This is a genomic window from Burkholderia sp. PAMC 26561, assembly GCF_001557535.2.
GTDB lineage: Bacteria > Pseudomonadota > Gammaproteobacteria > Burkholderiales > Burkholderiaceae > Caballeronia.
The window spans coordinates 3,316,589-3,335,400 of the sequence record NZ_CP014306.1 but is presented as its reverse complement, the minus strand read 5'-3'; the positions used below and the strand labels follow the sequence as shown (position 1 = coordinate 3,335,400).

Annotated in this window: 19 protein-coding genes and 1 tRNA gene; 18 read left to right on the top strand and 2 right to left on the bottom strand. The window is 58.5% G+C overall.

Annotated features, from left to right (window positions below; genetic code table 11):
* The first annotated feature begins 203 nt into the window (after window positions 1-203).
* The gene (locus AXG89_RS15290) at window positions 204-977 is read left to right on the top strand and encodes an SDR family oxidoreductase (RefSeq protein ID WP_061999735.1); all 774 of its coding nucleotides are present in this window, start codon (window positions 204-206) and stop codon (window positions 975-977) included.
* A complete protein-coding gene (locus AXG89_RS15285; RefSeq protein ID WP_062170094.1) occupies window positions 974-1,435 on the top strand; it encodes an acyl-CoA thioesterase in 462 nt (153 codons plus the stop codon). The genes AXG89_RS15290 and AXG89_RS15285 overlap by 4 nt, the downstream gene beginning before the upstream one ends.
* Here AXG89_RS15285 and AXG89_RS15280 read toward each other — a convergent pair whose 3' ends face one another.
* Window positions 1,436-1,981 carry a LuxR C-terminal-related transcriptional regulator gene (locus AXG89_RS15280; protein WP_061999733.1) on the bottom strand — a complete coding sequence of 182 codons (546 nt, stop codon included), beginning with the start codon at window positions 1,979-1,981 and terminating at the stop codon, window positions 1,436-1,438.
* 192 nt (window positions 1,982-2,173) lie between these two features.
* Here AXG89_RS15280 and AXG89_RS15275 point away from each other — a divergent pair, with 192 nt between their 5' ends.
* The 14 genes from AXG89_RS15275 (at window position 2,174) to AXG89_RS15210 (ending at window position 15,759) form a co-directional block, all read left to right on the top strand.
* On the top strand, window positions 2,174-2,878 hold the full coding sequence (locus AXG89_RS15275) for a CoA transferase subunit A (protein ID WP_061999732.1): 705 nt from the start codon (window positions 2,174-2,176) through the stop codon (window positions 2,876-2,878).
* Window positions 2,879-2,880: 2 nt separating this feature from the next.
* The gene (locus AXG89_RS15270; protein WP_061999731.1) at window positions 2,881-3,522 is read left to right on the top strand and encodes a CoA transferase subunit B; all 642 of its coding nucleotides are present in this window, start codon (window positions 2,881-2,883) and stop codon (window positions 3,520-3,522) included.
* 219 nt (window positions 3,523-3,741) lie between these two features.
* The gene (locus tag AXG89_RS15265) at window positions 3,742-4,659 is read left to right on the top strand and encodes an alpha/beta fold hydrolase (protein ID WP_062170093.1); all 918 of its coding nucleotides are present in this window, start codon (window positions 3,742-3,744) and stop codon (window positions 4,657-4,659) included.
* 49 nt (window positions 4,660-4,708) lie between these two features.
* Window positions 4,709-5,074: a RidA family protein gene (locus tag AXG89_RS15260; RefSeq protein ID WP_062170092.1), complete on the top strand. Its 366-nt coding sequence runs from the start codon at window positions 4,709-4,711 to the stop codon at window positions 5,072-5,074.
* 33 nt (window positions 5,075-5,107) lie between these two features.
* Window positions 5,108-7,342, top strand: a complete 2,235-nt coding sequence (locus AXG89_RS15255; RefSeq protein WP_062170091.1) for a RelA/SpoT family protein — start codon at window positions 5,108-5,110, stop codon at window positions 7,340-7,342.
* A 148-nt stretch (window positions 7,343-7,490) separates the two neighbouring features.
* Window positions 7,491-7,567, top strand: a tRNA-Val gene (locus AXG89_RS15250).
* Between the two features lie 276 nt (window positions 7,568-7,843).
* Window positions 7,844-9,751, top strand: coding sequence for a threonine--tRNA ligase (gene thrS, locus AXG89_RS15245; RefSeq protein ID WP_062170090.1), 1,908 nt, complete (start codon window positions 7,844-7,846; stop codon window positions 9,749-9,751).
* 50 nt (window positions 9,752-9,801) lie between these two features.
* Window positions 9,802-10,326 (top strand): translation initiation factor IF-3, encoded by a 525-nt coding sequence (gene infC, locus AXG89_RS15240; protein ID WP_075359824.1) that lies wholly within the window; start codon window positions 9,802-9,804, stop codon window positions 10,324-10,326.
* Window positions 10,327-10,536: 210 nt separating this feature from the next.
* Window positions 10,537-10,734, top strand: coding sequence for a 50S ribosomal protein L35 (gene rpmI / locus AXG89_RS15235; protein WP_031359004.1), 198 nt, complete (start codon window positions 10,537-10,539; stop codon window positions 10,732-10,734).
* A gap of 29 nt (window positions 10,735-10,763) precedes the next feature.
* Window positions 10,764-11,123 carry a 50S ribosomal protein L20 gene (gene rplT / locus AXG89_RS15230; protein ID WP_007585475.1) on the top strand — a complete coding sequence of 120 codons (360 nt, stop codon included), beginning with the start codon at window positions 10,764-10,766 and terminating at the stop codon, window positions 11,121-11,123.
* 180 nt (window positions 11,124-11,303) lie between these two features.
* Window positions 11,304-12,317, top strand: a complete 1,014-nt coding sequence (pheS, locus tag AXG89_RS15225) for a phenylalanine--tRNA ligase subunit alpha (protein ID WP_062170089.1) — start codon at window positions 11,304-11,306, stop codon at window positions 12,315-12,317.
* 74 nt (window positions 12,318-12,391) lie between these two features.
* Window positions 12,392-14,824, top strand: a complete 2,433-nt coding sequence (gene pheT / locus AXG89_RS15220) for a phenylalanine--tRNA ligase subunit beta (protein WP_062170088.1) — start codon at window positions 12,392-12,394, stop codon at window positions 14,822-14,824.
* A 47-nt stretch (window positions 14,825-14,871) separates the two neighbouring features.
* A complete protein-coding gene (locus AXG89_RS15215; protein WP_061999726.1) occupies window positions 14,872-15,282 on the top strand; it encodes an integration host factor subunit alpha in 411 nt (136 codons plus the stop codon).
* Between the two features lie 87 nt (window positions 15,283-15,369).
* On the top strand, window positions 15,370-15,759 hold the full coding sequence (locus AXG89_RS15210) for a MerR family transcriptional regulator (RefSeq protein ID WP_062170087.1): 390 nt from the start codon (window positions 15,370-15,372) through the stop codon (window positions 15,757-15,759).
* 136 nt (window positions 15,760-15,895) lie between these two features.
* On the opposite strand, the gene AXG89_RS15205 is transcribed toward AXG89_RS15210, so the two are convergent.
* Window positions 15,896-16,141, bottom strand: a complete 246-nt coding sequence (locus tag AXG89_RS15205; RefSeq protein WP_061999724.1) for a hypothetical protein — start codon at window positions 16,139-16,141, stop codon at window positions 15,896-15,898.
* A 522-nt stretch (window positions 16,142-16,663) separates the two neighbouring features.
* Here AXG89_RS15205 and AXG89_RS15200 point away from each other — a divergent pair.
* Both AXG89_RS15200 and AXG89_RS15195 read left to right on the top strand, forming a co-directional pair.
* Window positions 16,664-17,134: a VOC family protein gene (locus AXG89_RS15200; RefSeq protein WP_061999723.1), complete on the top strand. Its 471-nt coding sequence runs from the start codon at window positions 16,664-16,666 to the stop codon at window positions 17,132-17,134.
* A 145-nt stretch (window positions 17,135-17,279) separates the two neighbouring features.
* The gene (locus tag AXG89_RS15195) at window positions 17,280-18,758 is read left to right on the top strand and encodes an MFS transporter (protein WP_062170656.1); all 1,479 of its coding nucleotides are present in this window, start codon (window positions 17,280-17,282) and stop codon (window positions 18,756-18,758) included.
* The last annotated feature ends 54 nt before the right edge of the window (window positions 18,759-18,812 follow it).

Here is an 18,812-nt window from a genome sequence, read left to right as displayed (position 1 = left end):
GGGGATCGCGTATTGTCAGGGAACGATAGGTATGGTGCAACTAACGTTCCGGCGATTAGCACGACCGTATTATTTCACGATAGCATATTGGCTCGCTGGACCTGGTCCAGTTCCGCGCAGATTTCGTACAAAGCAACAGCATCACACGAGCGCAAGACGGACCGATCCCGAACAACTCAATCGCTTTCAACCAAGGAAAAACAATGGGCCGTTCGATCAACCTGGAAGGCAAATGCGCGCTTATTACCGGCGCTTCCAGCGGACTGGGCAAACGCTTTGCGCAAGTGCTGTCGCAGGCCGGCGCACGGGTCGTGCTGGCAAGCCGCCGCACTGAGCGCCTCAAGGAATTGCGGGCTGAAATCGAGGCATCGGGCGGCGCGGCGCATGTCGTATCGCTCGATGTCACCGACTACCAGAGCATCAAGTCTGCGGTCGCCCACGCGGAGACGGAAGCGGGCACTATCGATATTCTGGTGAACAACTCGGGTGTATCGACCCAGCAAAAGCTGACGGACGTGACGCCATCGGATTTCGATTTCGTCTTCGATACCAACACGCGCGGCGCGTTTTTCGTCGCGCAGGAAGTGGCGAAGCGAATGATCATGCGCGGCAACGGGACCGTAAAGCCCGGCTACCGGATCATCAACATCGCGTCCATGGCCGGACTCAAGACGCTGCCGCAGATCGGCGTGTATTCCATGAGCAAGGCGGCCGTCGTCCATATGACAAAAGCCATGGCGCAGGAATGGGGCCGTCATGGGATCAACGTGAACGCCATCTGTCCCGGTTATATCGATACCGAACTGAATCATCACCACTGGAAGAGCGAAGCGGGGCAGAAACTGCTGTCCATCTTGCCGCGCCGCCGCGTGGGCACGCCTGAAGACCTGGATGGACTGTTGCTCCTGCTCGCCGCCGACGAGTCGCAGTTCATCAACGGCTCGGTGATCGCCGCCGACGATGGATTCGGCTTATGAGCCAGGTTGTCGAACAAGCGTCGGGCGCGGCGCAAGGCGGGTTTCATCGCGTCATCGACTTGTCCATGCCTATCCGGTGGGGCGACATGGACGCTTTCGGCCACGTCAACAACACGGTGTATTTCCGCTTCATGGAAGAAGTGCGGATCACGTGGTTCCGGGAGCTGGACATTGCCGGCGCCAACGCCAAAGGGCAGGGGCCGGTGGTCGTGAATGCATCGATGGAATTCCTCAGGCAACTCCATTACCCGGGCGACGTCATTGGCAGCATGTTTGTCGGCGCGCCCGGACGCAGCAGCTTCGATACGCGCTTCGAGCTGTATCGAGCGGACGATCCCGCCACGCTTTACGCACGCGGCACCGCCAAATGCGTGTGGGTCGACTACGCAGCTGCGAAATCGGTGCCGATTCCGGATCTGCTGCGTCATGCCATTGAAACGGCGGCGCCGCACAAGTAATCAATCGCCCAGGAGCCGCTGCAGCAATTCGGTGGCGTTGCCCGTGTCGTATTTGCGCATGAGTTTCGCGCGGTAGATGTCGACGGTTCGCGAGCTGATGTCGAGCGCGCGGCCGATCTGCTTGCTGGTCTTGCCCGTCACGAGTTGCGCGGCAATCTCGCGCTCACGCGGTGTGAGTTCGATGGCGACTCGCCGCGTCGCGCTCAGGTCTTCGAACGTCCAGACACCCGCGGCATGCGGCGCGCTCAAATCCAGCGACCGTCCGGTCACGTGGCACCAGAACAATTCCCCGTTCGCGCGTTTCATGATGCGGTCGTCGGCGTAGCTGCCCTGACGCTGCATCAAGGCGGAAATGCGCGCGCCGATCCGCTCGAATTCCACCGGCGACGGATACAGCACCTGGAACGAGCGCCCGATCAGCGCCTCGGGCTTTACGCCGAAGATTGCACAAAGCTGCGCGTTGCAGTCTTCGATGATCCGTTCCCGTGACAACACCAGCCCGACTGGCGCAAGATGAAACGCAGTTTGATAATCCAGTTGAGGCATTTTGGCTCGGACGACGGGCGTTTGATGTTTGCATCGCCGCGCACTACGGCAATTACTTATGTATTTTTGCGTATTGTGCCGGATCGATGCATCGTCGTACTCTTTTGCAACGTCAGAAAGTCGTTATCGCCGGAGAAACGAACGGCGCAACGACTCGAATAATCAGATTTCATCCAGATCAGGAAGGGACAAATGAACAAGGTCTATCCCGGCGCGAAAGAGGCGCTCGAAGACATCGTGAAGGACGGCCAGACGTTTGCCGTCGGCGGATTCGGCCTGTGCGGCATTCCCGAAGCGCTGATCGCGGCATTGCGCGACACGGGCGTCCAGGGAATCACGTGTATCAGCAATAACGCGGGCGTCGATGGCTTCGGCCTTGGCCTTCTGCTCGAAACCCGCCAGGTCAAGAAGATGATTTCGTCGTATGTGGGCGAAAACAAGGAGTTCGAGCGGCAATATCTGGCCGGCGAACTCGAGCTCGAATTCACGCCGCAAGGCACGCTGGCTGAAAAGCTGCGCGCGGGCGGCTCGGGCATTCCGGCGTTTTTCACGAACACGGGTTATGGCACGGTGATCGCCGAGGGCAAGGAGACGCGCAAGTTCGGTGACAACTTCTACGTGCTCGAACCCTCGCTCACGGCCGATGTAGCGCTCGTGAAAGCATGGAAAGCCGACAAATCCGGTAACCTGATTTATCGACGCACGGCCCGCAACTTCAACCCGATGTGCGCCATGGCCGGCAAGATCACGGTGGTCGAAGTGGAGGAAATCGTGGAAGTCGGTGAGCTCGATCCGGACGCCATTCACACGCCGGGGATTTTCGTGCAACGCATCGTGCTGAATGCGCACCCGGAAAAACGCATCGAACAACGCGTCGTGCGCGCAAAAGGAGACTGATCATGGCATGGGACCGGAACCAGATGGCCGCGCGGGCGGGCAAGGAATTGCAGGACGGGTTTTATGTGAACCTCGGGATCGGGCTGCCCACGCTGGTCGCGAACCACGTGCCGGCCGGCATGGAAGTGTGGCTGCAATCGGAGAACGGCTTGCTCGGCATCGGGCCGTCACCGACTGAAGAAGAAGTCGATGCCGATCTGATCAACGCCGGCAAGCAAACGGTGACCACATTGCCGGGATCGTCGATATTTTCATCGGCGGATTCGTTTGCCATGATCCGCGGCGGCCACGTGAACCTCGCCATCCTCGGCGCCATGCAGATCAGCAAGGACGGCGACCTCGCCAACTGGATGATTCCCGGCAAGATGATCAAGGGCATGGGCGGCGCCATGGACCTGGTAGCGGGCGTGAAACGCGTGATCGTGCTGATGGAACACGTCGCGAAGGGCGACCAGCACAAGATTCTGGAAGAGTGCACCTTGCCGTTGACGGGCAAGGGCGTCGTCGACCGGATCATTACGGACCTTGGCGTGATCGACGTGACAGACGCGGGCCTCAAGCTGATCGAGCTTGCCCCCGGCGTCAGTGTGGAAGAGATTCAACAGAAAACCGGCGCGCCGCTGGATGTGAGCGCAGTCAAGTAAGAAGCGAGTGCCGGCGTGGTTTGCCGGCTGGAAAGGGCTGTTCCAACCTTGCGTTGGTGCAGCCCTTTTTTTTTGACTTTTCGTTGGCCGTAGGACGCAGAGCATAGACCGGTTAGCCAACGTTGCGTCTGACGAGGAATTGCGGCGCGCAAAGCGTTTACAATCGATTTCCATTGATCCATCCGTCATGCAGCAGCGCTACTGCGCCCAAGGAAAATCATGTCCGCGACCATCGTCGAAGCTGCGCCTTCCTTCGTTTCCGAGCCTCGGCAACGCCACGTGCAATGCATCAGCCCGTCCGGTTTGCATCGCATGGCTTATACGGAGTGGGGCGATCCCGCAAACCCGCGCGTGCTCGTGTGCGTTCACGGGCTGACACGGTCCGGCCGCGATTTTGACGAGGTGGCGAAGGTGCTCGCGCGGGAGTATCGCGTGGTGTGTCCGGACGTGGTCGGGCGAGGGCTTTCCGACTGGCTTGCCGACCCGAAACATTACGGCGTGCCGCAATACGTTTCGGACATGGTCGCGCTGATCGCACGCCTGAATGTGGAAACGGTGGACTGGTTCGGAACATCCATGGGCGGATTGATCGGTCTGGGACTCGCCGGGCTGCCGAACACGCCCATCCGCAAGTTGCTGCTCAACGACGTGGGGCCGCACATCGAGCCGGTGGCGCTAGAGCGCATTGGCAGCTATCTGGGCCGCGACGAAACCTTCGCCACGCTTCAGGATGGAATCGACAACGCGGCGCAACTCGCGGCGTCCTTCGGCCCGTTGAGCGCCGAGGAATGGCGCGCGATCAATACGCCGCTGATGCACGAGCGCGATGGGCGCTGGGGTTACAGATACGATCCGAAGATCGCCGTGCCCTTTGCCGCTGCAGATGCAAATGCGGCCGCGCTTGGGGAGGCGATCCTTTGGCATTCGCTTGCGGCGATCAAACATCCGGTTCTGGTCGTACGCGGCGAGAATTCGGATCTGTTATCGCGGGAAACGGTCGAAAAGATGGTCGCCACAGGCCAGGCCGTGACAAGCGCTGAGGTCAAGGGTGTAGGTCACGCCCCGGCATTTCTCGCGCCGGAACAGATAGACCTCGCCTACCGCTTCTTCCTCGATACGGAAACACACGAGGCATAATATTGGGCTTCGCACGGTTTTTTTGACAAATCACTTTTCAGAGGCATTCATGGCAGTTATCCGTCTTCATGTCGGCGCGCGTCTTTCCGAAGCCGCGATCCACAACGGCACCGTTTATCTCGCGGGCCAGATTGCCGAAGACACCGATCAGGACATCACGGGTCAGACTCGCGAAGTGCTTGGCCACATCGACCGCTTGCTCGCTGAAGTCGGAAGCGACAAGACGCAACTGCTGTCGGTGCAGATCTACATTTCGGACCTGGCGAATTTCGCCGCCATGAACGCGGCGTGGGACATGTGGGTGCCCGAAGGCAATACGCCCCCGCGCGCGACCGTGGAAGCGAAGCTTGCCAACCCGGCATGCCTCGTGGAAGTGGTTGTCATCGCCGCCTTGTTTGACAAGGCGCATGACTGATAGTCAAACATTGCTTCGCACCTGATCGATCGCATGCCCGATACCGCCGTTTCTCCCGCATTGAACCCCGAGCCGTCCTTCGACGACGCGCTCGCGTTCGTACGCGAACACGCTGGCGACGCGCGGTTGACGAGCGGCGAGTTGCTGGCCGAACACGCAGCCGGCACGGCGCGGATCATGCAGACGTTGAACGTAGATCCGGCGGCAATCGCGGCGGCGGCGCTGTTTGCCATCGCGCCGCATATCGACGATCCGGAACGTGTGATCACCGAACGTTTCGGCGAAGAGGTGCAAAGCCTTGTTGCCGATGTCCGCAAGCTGTGGCGTCTGGGCTCCGTCAGCTCGCGCGCCACGCAGGCGACATTGCCCGAGACGGGCCGCGACGCACAAGCGGCGCGTCGCGCCCAGGTCGAAGCGCTGCGCAAGATGTTGCTGGCGTTTGCGCAAGACATTCGGGTGGTGCTGATCCGCCTTGCATCGCGGCTGCAGTCGCTGCGCTTTTACGCGGCGAACAAGCTTGATCCGTCGCCCGATGTACCGCGCGAGACGCTCGAGATCTATGCGCCGCTGGCAAACCGCCTCGGCATCTGGCAACTGAAGTGGGAACTGGAGGACCTCGCGTTTCGATTCGAGGAACCGCCTACATACAAGCGCATCGCCAAGCTGCTCGACGAAAAACGCATCGAGCGCGAAGCGTATGTGACCAGTGCCATCGCGCGCTTGCAGAAAGAGCTGGCTACGGCGCACATCCGCGCTGAGGTGAGCGGACGGCCGAAGCACATCTACAGCATCTGGAAGAAGATGCGCGGCAAGGAGCTGGATTTCTCCGAGCTGAACGACGTGCGCGCGTTTCGCGTGATCGTCGACGATATCAAGGATTGCTACACGGTGTTGGGTATTGTCCATAACCTGTGGCAGCCGGTTCCGCGGGAATTCGACGACTACATCTCGCGGCCGAAGCCCAATGGTTATCGGTCGCTGCATACGGTGGTGGTCGGTGACGATGGCCGCGCGTTTGAAGTCCAGATCCGCACCATGGAAATGCACAGCTTCGCTGAGTATGGCGTGGCGGCGCACTGGCGTTACAAGGAAGCCGGCACGCGAGCCTACGGCGGGCAGGTGACGGCGGCTGAAAAATACGACGAGAAGATCGCGTGGTTGCGGCAACTGCTGGCCTGGAAGGAAGATGTTTCCGAAAGCGAAGAACCGGGTGCGCAACCCTGGCAGCATCTGCGCGAAGCAACCCTCGACGACGACCATATCTACGTGCTCACGCCGCAGGCGCGCGTGATTGCGATGCCGCACGGCTCGACGCCGGTGGATTTCGCATATCACCTGCATAGCGAACTAGGGCATCGTTGCCGCGGTGCGCGTGTCGATGGCGCCATGGTGCCGCTCAACACGCCTTTGCAAAACGGCCAGACGGTGGAAATCGTCGCGGTGAAGGAGGGCGGCCCGTCGCGCGACTGGCTCAACCCTTTGCTCGGCTATCTGCACAGTCCGCGCGCGCGGCAGAAAGTGCGCGCATGGTTCAACTCGGTCGATTCCGAAGAGAACATCACAAACGGCCGGGCACTGGTTGAAAAGACGTTGCAGCGCGAAGGCAAGACGTCCGTCAATCTGGATCAACTGGCATCGAAGCTTGGCTTCAAGACGCCGGAAGAACTGTATGCGGTTGTAGGCAAGGAAGAGTTCAGCCTGCGCAATATCGAGCAGGCGCTGCACGACACGCCGCCGCCGGAACCCGAACCCGAGGCACCCGCGCAGTTCGAAAAGCGCAGCAGCGGGCAAAGCGTTGCACAGGGTGCGTCTACCGGTGTGCTGGTCGTCGGTGTAGACGCATTGCTCACGCAGCTTGCGCGTTGCTGCAGGCCGGCGCCGCCCGATCGCATCTCGGGGTTTGTAACGCGTGGCAAGGGTATGTCGATCCATCGCAGTGATTGCGCGACATTCCAGCGGATGGCCGAACATTCGCCGGAGCGCGTGCTTGAAACAGCGTGGTCCGCCGATGTCATGAACGGGCGTGGTTCGTCTGTTTATCCGGTGGACCTTGCTGTCGAATCGAACGATCGCCAAGGTTTGTTGCGCGACATTTCCGAAGTGTTTGCACGCGAGAAGATGAATGTGACCGGCGTGAAGACGCAAAGCCGGCGCAACGTTGCCTATATGCAGTTCACGGTCGAGGTATCGAGTGCCGCGCAGATCCAGCGCGCTTGCTCGTTGCTGAGTGAAGTGCAGGGCGTCGTGCGGGCAACGCGGCGCGGCTAACACATTTTCGTTTGTGGTCATGCGGCTTAACGCTTTGAATCAGCAGCGCATTGTTGGGGCTTCTTAAACGTATCGACGAATATCTTCAGTGTCATCGCATGAAAGCACTTGCCAGGATTCAAAACGCACCATATAATTTCGCTTCTTCAGGCTCGTAGCTCAGCTGGTTAGAGCACCACCTTGACATGGTGGGGGTCGTTGGTTCGAGTCCAATCGAGCCTACCAACGAAAGTGAAAGTCCGGTTCGCCGGATTTTCAAAACTGCAGCAAGCGTCTTGGCGCGAAAGGCAAATGAACAAGATGGCACCGCGAACGTTGACCGATACAACTTCGGAACGACGCTAGTCGAGGACCACTTTCGCCTTTGCAGTTGTAGGAAAAGTGAATGCGGCCCCTCGAATGTGGGGCCGCATTTTTTTTGTCTTCGCGCGGTAGTTTCGCGTCTTGCAAGGCATTGTTGAATGAACTTGGACGCCGGCTTTCGGCGTCTTGGAGAACGAAATGGTTTCGATACGTTTGCCCGACGGGTCAGTTCGCCAGTACGACCACCCGGTGACGGTTGCGGAAGTTGCCGCATCGATTGGCGCAGGACTTGCCAAGGCCGCTCTGGGCGGCAAGCTCGACGGCGAACTCGTCGATACCTCCACGCTGATCGAGCGTGATGCATCGCTCTCGATCGTTACGGACAAGGACGCCGACGGTCTCGACATCATTCGTCACTCCACCGCGCATTTGCTTGCCTACGCGGTCAAGGACCTGTATCCGGAAGCGCAAGTCACCATCGGTCCCGTAATCGAAAACGGCTTCTACTACGACTTCGCGTACAGCCGTCCCTTCACGCCGGAAGACCTCGAGAAGATCGAGAAGCGCATGGCCGAGATCGCAAAGAAGGACGAACCGGTTTCACGTCGGGTCGTTACTCGCGGCGAAGCGGTGGACTACTTCAAGAGCATCGGCGAGAAATACAAGGCGGAGATCATCGAATCGATCCCGTCTACCGACGACATCAAGCTCTACTCACATGGCGGGTTCACCGACCTGTGCCGCGGCCCGCACGTGCCGTCGACCGGCAAGCTGAAAGTCTTCAAGCTGATGAAGGTTGCAGGCGCCTACTGGCGCGGCGACTCGAAGAACGAGCAACTGCAGCGCATCTACGGTACGGCCTGGACCAGGAAGGAAGACCAGGAAGCGTATCTGCACATGCTGGAAGAGGCCGAGAAGCGCGATCACCGCAAGCTCGCGAAGCAGCTCGATCTGTTCCATCTGCAGGAAGAAGCGCCGGGCATGGTGTTCTGGCATCCGAAGGGCTGGGCGATCTGGCAGCAGGTCGAGCAATACATTCGCCGCCGCCTGAACGAAGTCGGATACCTCGAAATCAAGACGCCGATGATCATGGACCGCTCCCTCTGGGAAGCGTCGGGTCACTGGCAGAACTATCGTGAAAACATGTTCACGACGGAATCCGAAAAGCGCGACTACGCCATCAAGCCCATGAACTGCCCCGGCCACGTGCAGGTGTTCAATCATGGTTTGCGTTCGTATCGCGACCTGCCGCTGCGTTACGCGGAATTCGGCTCGTGTCATCGGAATGAAGCGTCCGGCGCGCTGCACGGCTTGATGCGCGTGCGTGGCTTCGTTCAGGACGACGCACACATTTTCTGTACCGAAGACCAGTTCATTGAAGAATCGATCGCGTTTAACACGCTCGCGATGAGCATCTACAAGGATTTCGGCTTCGATCACATCGACATCAAACTGTCGCTGCGTCCTGACGCCCGTGCCGGCACCGATGAAACCTGGGACCGCGCCGAGCAAGGCCTGCGCGACGCTCTGACGGCCTGTGGTCTGACCTGGGAAGAATTGCCGGGCGAAGGCGCGTTCTACGGTCCGAAGATCGAATATCACATCAAGGACGCGCTTGGCCGCTCATGGCAATGCGGGACGCTGCAGCTCGACATGGTTCTGCCGGAGCGGCTGGGCGCCGAGTACGTGGCCGAAGACAATAGCCGCAAGCGTCCGGTGATGCTGCATCGTGCAATCGTCGGGTCCATGGAGCGATTCCTTGGTATTTTGATCGAGCACCATGCTGGTGCAATGCCGTCGTGGCTCGCGCCAGTGCAGGCTGTGGTACTGAACATCGCGGAAAGTCAGGCCGACTATGCACAGGAACTGACCCAATCGTTGCAAAAACAAGGGCTTAGAGTAGAGAGCGATTTGCGCAACGAGAAGATTAGTTATAAAATACGCGAGCACACGATGCAAAAGGTCCCGTATCTGCTGGTAGTCGGGGACAAAGAACGTGATGCCCATACCGTAGCCGTGCGTGCTCGTGGCGGTATCGACGCTGGCGTTATGCCGGTCGATGCATTCCTTGAGCGTCTGCAGCAGGACGTGCAGGCGTACAAGTAAGCCCACCCGCAGCGCGGCTAGTTTTTTTGAATTTTTAGAGGAAACGTAACATCGCTACTGATAAGTCTGCACATCGCATCAACGGGGAAATCACGGCACCTGAGTTGCGCCTGGTCGGAGTGGACAATGAGCCGCTAGGAATCGTGAAGCTCGCCGATGCTTTCCGCATGTCGGAACAACAAGACGTGGATCTCGTCGAAATCGCGCCTCAGGCTGTTCCGCCTGTCGCCCGGTTGATGGACTACGGCAAGTTCAAGTATTCGGAAGCCAAGAAGCAGCACGAGGCAAAACTCAAGCAGAAGATCGTTCAGGTCAAGGAAGTCAAATTCCGTCCTGGCACCGACGACGGTGACTACAACGTGAAACTGCGCAACCTCACGCGCTTCCTCGAAGACGGCGACAAGACGAAAATCACGTTGCGTTTCCGCGGCCGGGAAATGGCTCACCAGGAAATTGGCATGCGCGTGCTCGAGCGGCTGAAGGCTGACCTCGAAGAGCATGGCCAGGTCGAGCAAATGCCGAAGATGGAAGGGCGCCAGATGATCATGGTCATGGCCCCGAAGAAAAAGAAGTAATGTCGATGGATCGCGCGACCGGAGATTCTTGGGTCTGCGCGGCATCGAATGAGCAGGTTTCAGGGCGTTGCCTGATAATGGCGGCGCTCATGAAAAAGCGGTGATTGTCAAAGTTCGCCGCTCATAAGTGGTATGTGGGTTTCGAAGGGCGGGTCAGGATCGATTGGATCGACCGCACACCCATATCCATCTAATAAACTGGAGTAGTTCATGCCGAAGATGAAGACCAAGAAGAGTGCTGCAAAGCGCTTCGTGGTGCGTCCGGGCGGTACCATCAAGCGTGGTCAAGCCTTCAAGCGTCACATTCTTACCAAGAAGACCACCAAGGTAAAACGCCATCTGCGCGGTTCCACGGAAGTTCATGCATCTGACATGAATTCTGTGCGCGCAATGTTGCCGTTCGCTTAACCCTTAACTGACACTCACAGGAGCGCACTATGCCTAGAGTCAAACGTGGGGTTACCGCACGGGCCCGTCACAAGAAGATCATCAAGCTGGCCAAGGGTTACCGCGGCCGTCGCAATAACGTCTATCGCATCGCCAAGCAGGCGGTCATGCGCGCAGGGCAATATGCCTATCGCGATCGCCGCAACAAGAAGCGTGTGTTCCGTGCTTTGTGGATCACGCGTATCAACGCTGCGGTGCGTCAGCACGACATGACGTACAGCGTGTTCATCAATGGCCTGAAGAAGGCTTCGATCGAACTCGACCGCAAGGTGCTGGCCGACATGGCTGTGTTCGACAAGGCTGCTTTTGCTGCGATCGTCAAGCAGGTAAAAGCCGCCGTTGCAGCCTGATCGAGCTTATTGGCGAGATTGGTACTGCGTGGTTCGTTGGAGCGTTGTCCGGCTGTGATCAAGGACAGTGCTTCAACAGAAAACGGGGCTCGACAAGAGCCCCGTTTTTGTTGGTGAAGCCGGGTTGAAAACTGGCCCGGGAACGATCAGAAGAATTTTGACGATGAAATGATGGGATCAATGGATCTGGACCAGATTGTCGCCGACGCGCGAAATGCCTTCGAACACGCCGCAGACGCGGTCACGCTCGAAAACGAAAAGGCCCGCTTTCTCGGCAAGTCCGGGGTACTCACGGATCTGCTGAAGGGCTTGGGCAAGCTCGATCCCGACACTCGTAAGACCGAGGGTGCGCGCATCAATGCGGTCAAGCAGCAAGTGGAAGCAGCGCTGAACGCGCGCCGTCAGGCGCTGGCGGACGTGTTGCTGAACCAGCGGCTTGCATCGGAATCGATCGATGTCACGTTGCCCGGCCGTGGGCCTGGCGCCGGAAGCCTGCATCCGGTCATGCGCACGTGGGAACGCGTTGAACAGATTTTCAGCACGATTGGTTTCGATGTGGCCGACGGCCCGGAAATCGAGACGGACTGGTACAACTTCACTGCTTTGAACAGCCCGGAAAATCATCCGGCGCGTTCGATGCAGGATACGTTTTATATCGACGGGAAAGATGCCGACGGGCGGCAACTGCTGCTGCGCACGCATACGAGTCCAATGCAGGTGCGCTACGCGCGCATGAACAAGCCGCCGATCAAGGTGATCGTGCCGGGCCGGACGTATCGTGTGGACAGCGACGCCACGCATTCGCCCATGTTCAACCAGGTCGAAGGCCTGTGGATTGAAGAGAACATCAGCTTTGCCGACCTGAAAGGCGTGTACTCGGACTTCCTGAAGAAATTCTTTGAGCGCGATGACATTCTCGTGCGCTTCCGGCCGTCGTATTTCCCATTTACCGAGCCGTCCGCCGAGATCGACATGATGTTCGAGCATGGCAAGAACGCAGGTAAATGGCTGGAGATCTCCGGCTCGGGCCAGGTGCATCCCAACGTGATCCGCAACATGGGACTCGATCCGGAACGGTATATCGGCTTTGCGTTCGGCAGCGGTCTCGAACGCCTGACCATGCTGCGCTACGGCGTGCAGGATCTGCGCCTTTTCTTCGAAAACGATCTGCGTTTCCTTGAGCAATTTGCCTGAGAAATCTGTCTTGGAGCATGTTGCAACAGGCCGTCGTCCAGACGCAGACACACCTCATTTCGAACTAGACACACATGCAATTCCCGGAATCCTGGCTTAGAACTTTCGTCGATCCGAAGCTGTCGACCGACGAACTCTCGCACGCGCTCACCATGGCGGGTCTCGAAGTTGAGGGGCTCGCGCCGGTCGCGCCGCCGACTACGAAGATCGTTGTTGGGCAAGTGCTGGAAGTGGCGAAGCACCCCAATGCTGACAAGCTCAATGTTTGTCAGGTCGATGCCGGTACAGGCGAGACCCTGACCATTGTTTGCGGCGCGCCGAATGTGGCGCCGGGCATCAAGGTGCCCGTTGCCCTGGTCGGCGCGGAATTGCCGCCGGCTGAAGCCGGTGGTGCGCCTTTCGCGATCAAGCTGTCCAAGTTGCGTGGCGTGGAAAGCCAGGGCATGCTGTGCTCGGCGCGTGAACTGAAATTGTCGGAAGATCATAGCGGGTTGATGATCCTGTCCGCCGAGACGCCAATTGGCGAGGACATCCGCAAGACGCTGAATCTCGATGACACCGTCTTCGAAATCAAGCTCACGCCGAACAAGGCTGATTGTTTGTCGGTGTTTGGTGTGGCGCGCGAAACTGCTGCGATCACGGGTGCGCCACTGCACGCGCTTGATTTCAAGCCGGTGACGGCGACCCTCGATGAAATCCTCCCGGTCAAAGTGTCGGCGCCGGACCTGTGCGGGCGTTTCTCCGGCCGCGTGATCCGCGGTGTAAACGCGCACGCTAAAACGCCGGCCTGGATGATTGAACGCCTCGAACGCTCGGGACAGCGCAGCATTTCCGCGCTCGTCGATATCTCCAATTACGTCATGCTCGAACTCGGCCGTCCGTCGCATGTGTTCGACCTGGACAAGATCCACGGCGGAATCGAAGTGCGCTGGGGCAAGAAGGGCGAGACGCTCAAACTGCTCAACGGCAACACGGTTGAACTGGATGAATCCGTCGGCGTGATCTCGGATGCCCAGCAAGTCGAAAGCCTCGCCGGAATCATGGGCGGTGACAGCACGGCCGTGTCGCTCGATACCACGAACATCTATCTTGAAGCCGCGTTCTGGTGGCCGGACAGCATTCGCGGCCGCGCGCGCAAGTACAACTTTTCGACGGATGCGGCGCATCGGTTCGAACGCGGCGTGGATTTCTCGACCACGGTTGAACATATCGAACGCATTACGCGCCTGATTCTCGATATCTGCGGCGGCAACGCCGGTCCAGTCGATGACCAGACGCTCAACGTGCCCAAACGTGAGCCGGTGAACATGCGTGTCACGCGCGCGAACCGGATTATCGGCGTGAAGATCAGTGCTGAAGAGATCGCGCAAATCTTCACGCGGCTCGGCCTGGAATTCACGCACGACGGCGATGTCTTTGCGGTGACGCCGCCGCCGTATCGATTCGATATCGAGATTGAAGAAGACCTGATTGAAGAAGTCGCGCGCATTTACGGTTTCGAGAAGATTCCGGCGCGTCCGCCTGTTGCGATTAGCGAAATGCGGCCGACGAACGAGACCAAGCGGTCCATTCACGTGCTGCGTCATGCTGTGGCCGCGCGCGATTATGCAGAAACGGTGAACTTCAGTTTCGTCGATGCCGAATGGGAAGCCGATTTCGCCGGAAATGCGAACCCGGTGAAATTGCTCAATCCGATTGCAAGCCAGCTTTCGGTGATGCGGACCACGCTGTTCGGCAGCCTGATCAGTGTCTTGCGCTACAACCTGAACCGTCGCGCGGACCGGATTCGTGTGTTCGAAGCCGGCCGCGTTTTCCTGCACGACCCGTCGATCAAGGCGGGCGAGTTGGCGGTTGAAGGATTCGCTCAACCGAAGATGATCGGTGGCCTGGCTTATGGCCCGGCGCTCGAAGAACAATGGGGCGCGCCGTCGCGCGCCGTTGATTTCTTCGATGTTAAAGGCGACGTCGAGGCCTTGTTTGCGCCGGTAACGCCGCGTTTCGTGAAGGCGGAACATCCGGCGCTGCATCCGGGGCGCAGTGCCCGCATCGAGATCGACGGCCGCGCGGTGGGCTGGGTCGGCGACCTGCATCCGCGCTGGATGCAAAAGTACGACTTGCCGCACGCGCCGGTGTTGTTCGAAATCGAAGCTGAAGCACTGATGCAGCGTGCGCTGCCGGTGCCCGCCGACGTGACAAAATTTCCGCCGGTCCGCCGTGATATCGCGGTTGTCGTTGACCAGAAAGTGGAGGTTCAGGCGCTCCTCGACGAGCTCGAAAGCGCTCGTTCGGAGCCCGCCTGCAAGTACATCACGAAGCTTGCTTTATTCGATGAATTCCGTCCAAAATCAAGCACTTCCGGTGGGTTGGGTGAGCATGAGAAAAGCCTTGCCTTCCGTGTAACGTTGCAAGATACTGGCGGGACGCTTCAGGACGAAACGGTCGATACGGCCATCAAAACATTGGTGGAACGCTTGACTCGAGTACATGGCGCGCGATTGCGCGGATAGCCAGTAGCTGGCCCCCTCCGTCTTCATCGTCACGCCATTTTTTCGATATGAACCAAATGAACTCGAGTGATTTCGAAGCCCTTCTTTCGGCGCAACGCAGCGCCATGATCCGAGACGTCTCCACTTCGAACGGTGCGGCAACGGCGGAAACGCCTACGCTCACCAAAGCCGAATTGGCGGAGATGCTATTCGACCATGTCGGGTTGAATAAGCGCGAAGCCAAAGACATGGTGGAAGCATTTTTCGAGGTGATTCGCGACGCCCTTGAAAGCGGCGACAGTGTCAAGCTATCCGGCTTTGGCAACTTCCAATTGCGCGACAAACCGCAGCGTCCCGGCCGTAATCCAAAAACGGGAGAAGCCATTCCCATTGCGGCGCGCCGTGTCGTCACGTTTCATGCGAGTCAGAAGTTGAAAGCGCTGGTGGAAGCTGGTGCTGAAAACAGTTTCGGCCGCTGAAGTGACGGGCATACGGTATGTATCGCCCGAGCGCTTATTAGCGATATCCGCAAGTTTCGCGACATTCACCACCACGGTTGATTGACGATGGAAAAAGTCGTCCTGCCTCCAATCCCTGCCAAACGCTACTTCACCATTGGTGAAGTGAGCGAGCTTTGCGGCGTCAAGCCGCATGTGCTGCGCTACTGGGAACAGGAATTCACGCAACTGCGGCCCGTGAAGCGGCGGGGCAATCGTCGTTATTACCAGCATCATGAAGTCCTGCTGATCCGCCGCATTCGCGAACTGTTGTATGAACAGGGTTTTACCATCAACGGCGCGCGTAACCGGCTCGATTCACACGGACGTCCGAATGGGAATGCCGCCGATACTGACGACATTGCAGAGTCGGGTGGAGTATCCGAGGTGAATGTCTCGGTCGATGTCGATCAGTTGCGTAAAGATTTGCTTAAAGTGATCGATTTATTGGGCGGATGAGTTAGAGGCTGAACGAGAGGCTGGGTCAAAGGCCAGTTTCATGTACGCGAAAAGGCGTCGCCGATTAATCAGCGACGCCTTTTGGCTTTATCGGACTGACGAATTGGAAAATGATTGTTAATGGCTTCACGCCTCGTCATTTTCTCGCATTGTCGCGCCGGATTTCGATCAGCGGTAAATCCGGTTCCGAGAGCATTGCCTTCAACACATCATTGGCGAAATCTTCGACGACTGCATGCCACTCTACAGTTCCTACCGGAAAGTCAGCGGGAGACGCCTTTCCTTGCGCCTTGCGAATTGCGCCGACACTGATGCTCAACGCCCGAGCTCGTAGAAAGGTCGGATCATTGGAGTTGTCGGGAGTGTTAAGTTCGTGGTCCATAGATGGGCTTTCGGCCACCGGCAGTAAAACTTTAGCTTTATTTAAAGGGACGGAAGCGAGGCTGCGTATGTAAACGTAGAACGGTATCGCGCTTCACTGGAAGAGAGAAGCAGCCCAAGCCATATAAACAACAGGCGATTCAATCAGAAGAAAGGTAAATGGTCAGAGAAATAAAGTTCGCATTAAATCAGTCAATTAACGTAATCAACCCTTGAATCGTCTCACCACACGTTTGTTCAAGATTTCCAGCCGAACGGGATTATGCATCGAGATTGCCTGCAATGCCCGGATTAACGGTAAAAGTGATTCATGTATGTACTTCGAACGTAATTTTAGATGGCAAAAAGTACTGCGGTTTGCATGGATACGATAAATTCAAAGATGGCGGCGCAGCACGAATGGCTCACCCAGTTTTTTTGACTGAGTTTGTCGATCTATCAGGGTTTGGCACGTCGCGTTATGGCAGGCGCTCGAGCTGCGCCGGCTCTGGTGGTCAAATCCTCTCAATCAAGGAGCACTGCAATGCCCACGTCTACAGTCAAGCCAATCCCGGACGGGATGCATACGATTACGCCTCATCTGGTTTGCAAAGGCGCCGCCGACGCAATCGCGTTTTATATCAAGGCGTTCAATGCAGTCGAACACACGCGGCTGCCCGGACCTGGCGGCACGGTGATGCACGCCATGCTGGGTATCGGCGATTCCACGCTGATGCTTGCCGAAGAGTTCGAGAATTGCGGCAATCATAGTCCGCTCACATTGAAAGGCTCGCCGGTGACGCTGCATTTATACGTGAACGACGTAGATGCCGCGTTCGCTCAAGTCGTTGACGCGGGTGCCAAGGTCATCATGCCGGTGACCGACATGTTCTGGGGTGACCGGTATGGCCAGGTCGAAGATCCGTTCGGTCACCGCTGGTCGCTCGCAACGCATACCCGTGATTTGAGCCCGGAACAGATCCGGGAAGCAATGGCGGCAATGCCGCAACAGTAATTCGAAACGAAAGGCGGATTGGCTCCGCCTTCATTCATCAAATAACAAAAATGAATTTGGGATGAGGCACGCGCGCCGGTACCATCGCGCGCTTGATAGCTTTTTTACAGCTTATTTTCCGGCTTCATTCAGCGTAGCCCATCCCATGTCTACTTCCTTCGCGGCAGAGCCCGCAATTGCGTCTTCGGCCTCCGACGCAGCGCGTCCCGTCATCCGCAGTGCCGCCGATGTCTCCCAGCTCGTCAACCGCGGCGCTGCAGTGGGAAGCGATGCGCGCATCGTCATCGCGATTGCGTTGGGTGGTGTTTTCCTCGATGCCTACGATCTCGGCGCGCTAGCGTTCGGCATCAAGGATATCGCCCGCGAGTTTTCGCTGACGCCGGCGGCAACGGGTTTTGTCGCGTCGGCCATTACTTTCGGGGCGATCATCGGTGCGTTCCTGGGCGGTTATCTCACCGACAAGATCGGCCGATACCGCGTCTTCATGGCCGACATGTTCTTCTTCGTCGTCGCGGCGATTGCGTGCGGCCTCGCGCCCAATGCCTGGGTGCTGGGCGGAGCGCGTTTCGTGATGGGGTTGGGCGTCGGTATCGATTTGCCTGTCGCGATGGCGTTTCTCGCCGAGTTTTCGCGTTTGAACGGCCGCGGCAACAAGGCGGCGCGCATCGCGATGTGGTGCCCGACGTGGTACGCCGCCATCAGTGTGTCCTATCTGCTCGTGCTCGCTTTGTACGCCGTGCTTCCGGCCAGCCATTCAGGCTGGTTGTGGCGCCTGACTCTGGGCTTCGGCGCATTGCCGGCGCTGGTGATCATCGCGATCCGCAGCCGCTACATCAGCGAATCGCCGGTCTGGGCCGCGAACCAGGGTGATCTGCGCGGCGCGGCCCAGATATTGAAGCGCTCGTACGGCATCGATGTCGAAGTCGATGCCACCGCGCTCCAGGGCACAAAGGCGCCGGTGCACAAGGCAACGTGGAGCAACTACGGCGCGTTGTTGCGTGGTGTCTATCTTCGCCGGACCGTGCTCGCGACCATCATTGCCGTGGCTTCATCGTTTGCGTATAACGCCGTGGCCTTTGGCCTGCCCGTGATCATCTCGAGTTTCCTCGCGCAGTCGATGCTCACCACCATCCTTGCCTCGCTCGCGTTGAACCTGTGTTTTGCGTTCGTAGGTGGACTGATCGCCGTGCGCACCGTGCCAAAGGTCGGCGCGTGGAAGCTGACCGTGCTGGGCTATGCCTTCCAACTGGCGGCGCTGATCGGTCTTGCTGTGGTCGGGCGGCCGGCCGGCGGCGCACAAGTCGTCATGGCGATCGGCTTTCTCGCCGTGTTCCTGCTCGGCCAGGGATTCGGTCCCGGCTCGCACAGCATGACCTTCGCGTCGCTCAGCTATCCAACGTCGCTGCGGGGCGTTGGCGTGGGTTTCAACCAGACGCTGATGCGTGCCAGTTCGACTGTATCGCTCTTTCTGTTTCCTGTGCTCTCGGCGGCGCTTGGCACGAAGGTCTTCTGGATCATTGCGGTGGCGCCGCTGGCGGGGCTCATCGCGTTGCTTGCCATCCGATGGGAACCGTCAGGCTATGACGTCGATGCCGAGGATTTCGGGCCGGCCAAGCAGGCTTGATGTTGGCTTGGTTGCGGCTCAGTGATGGCTTGATGCAGCACCGCGTGCGAATGA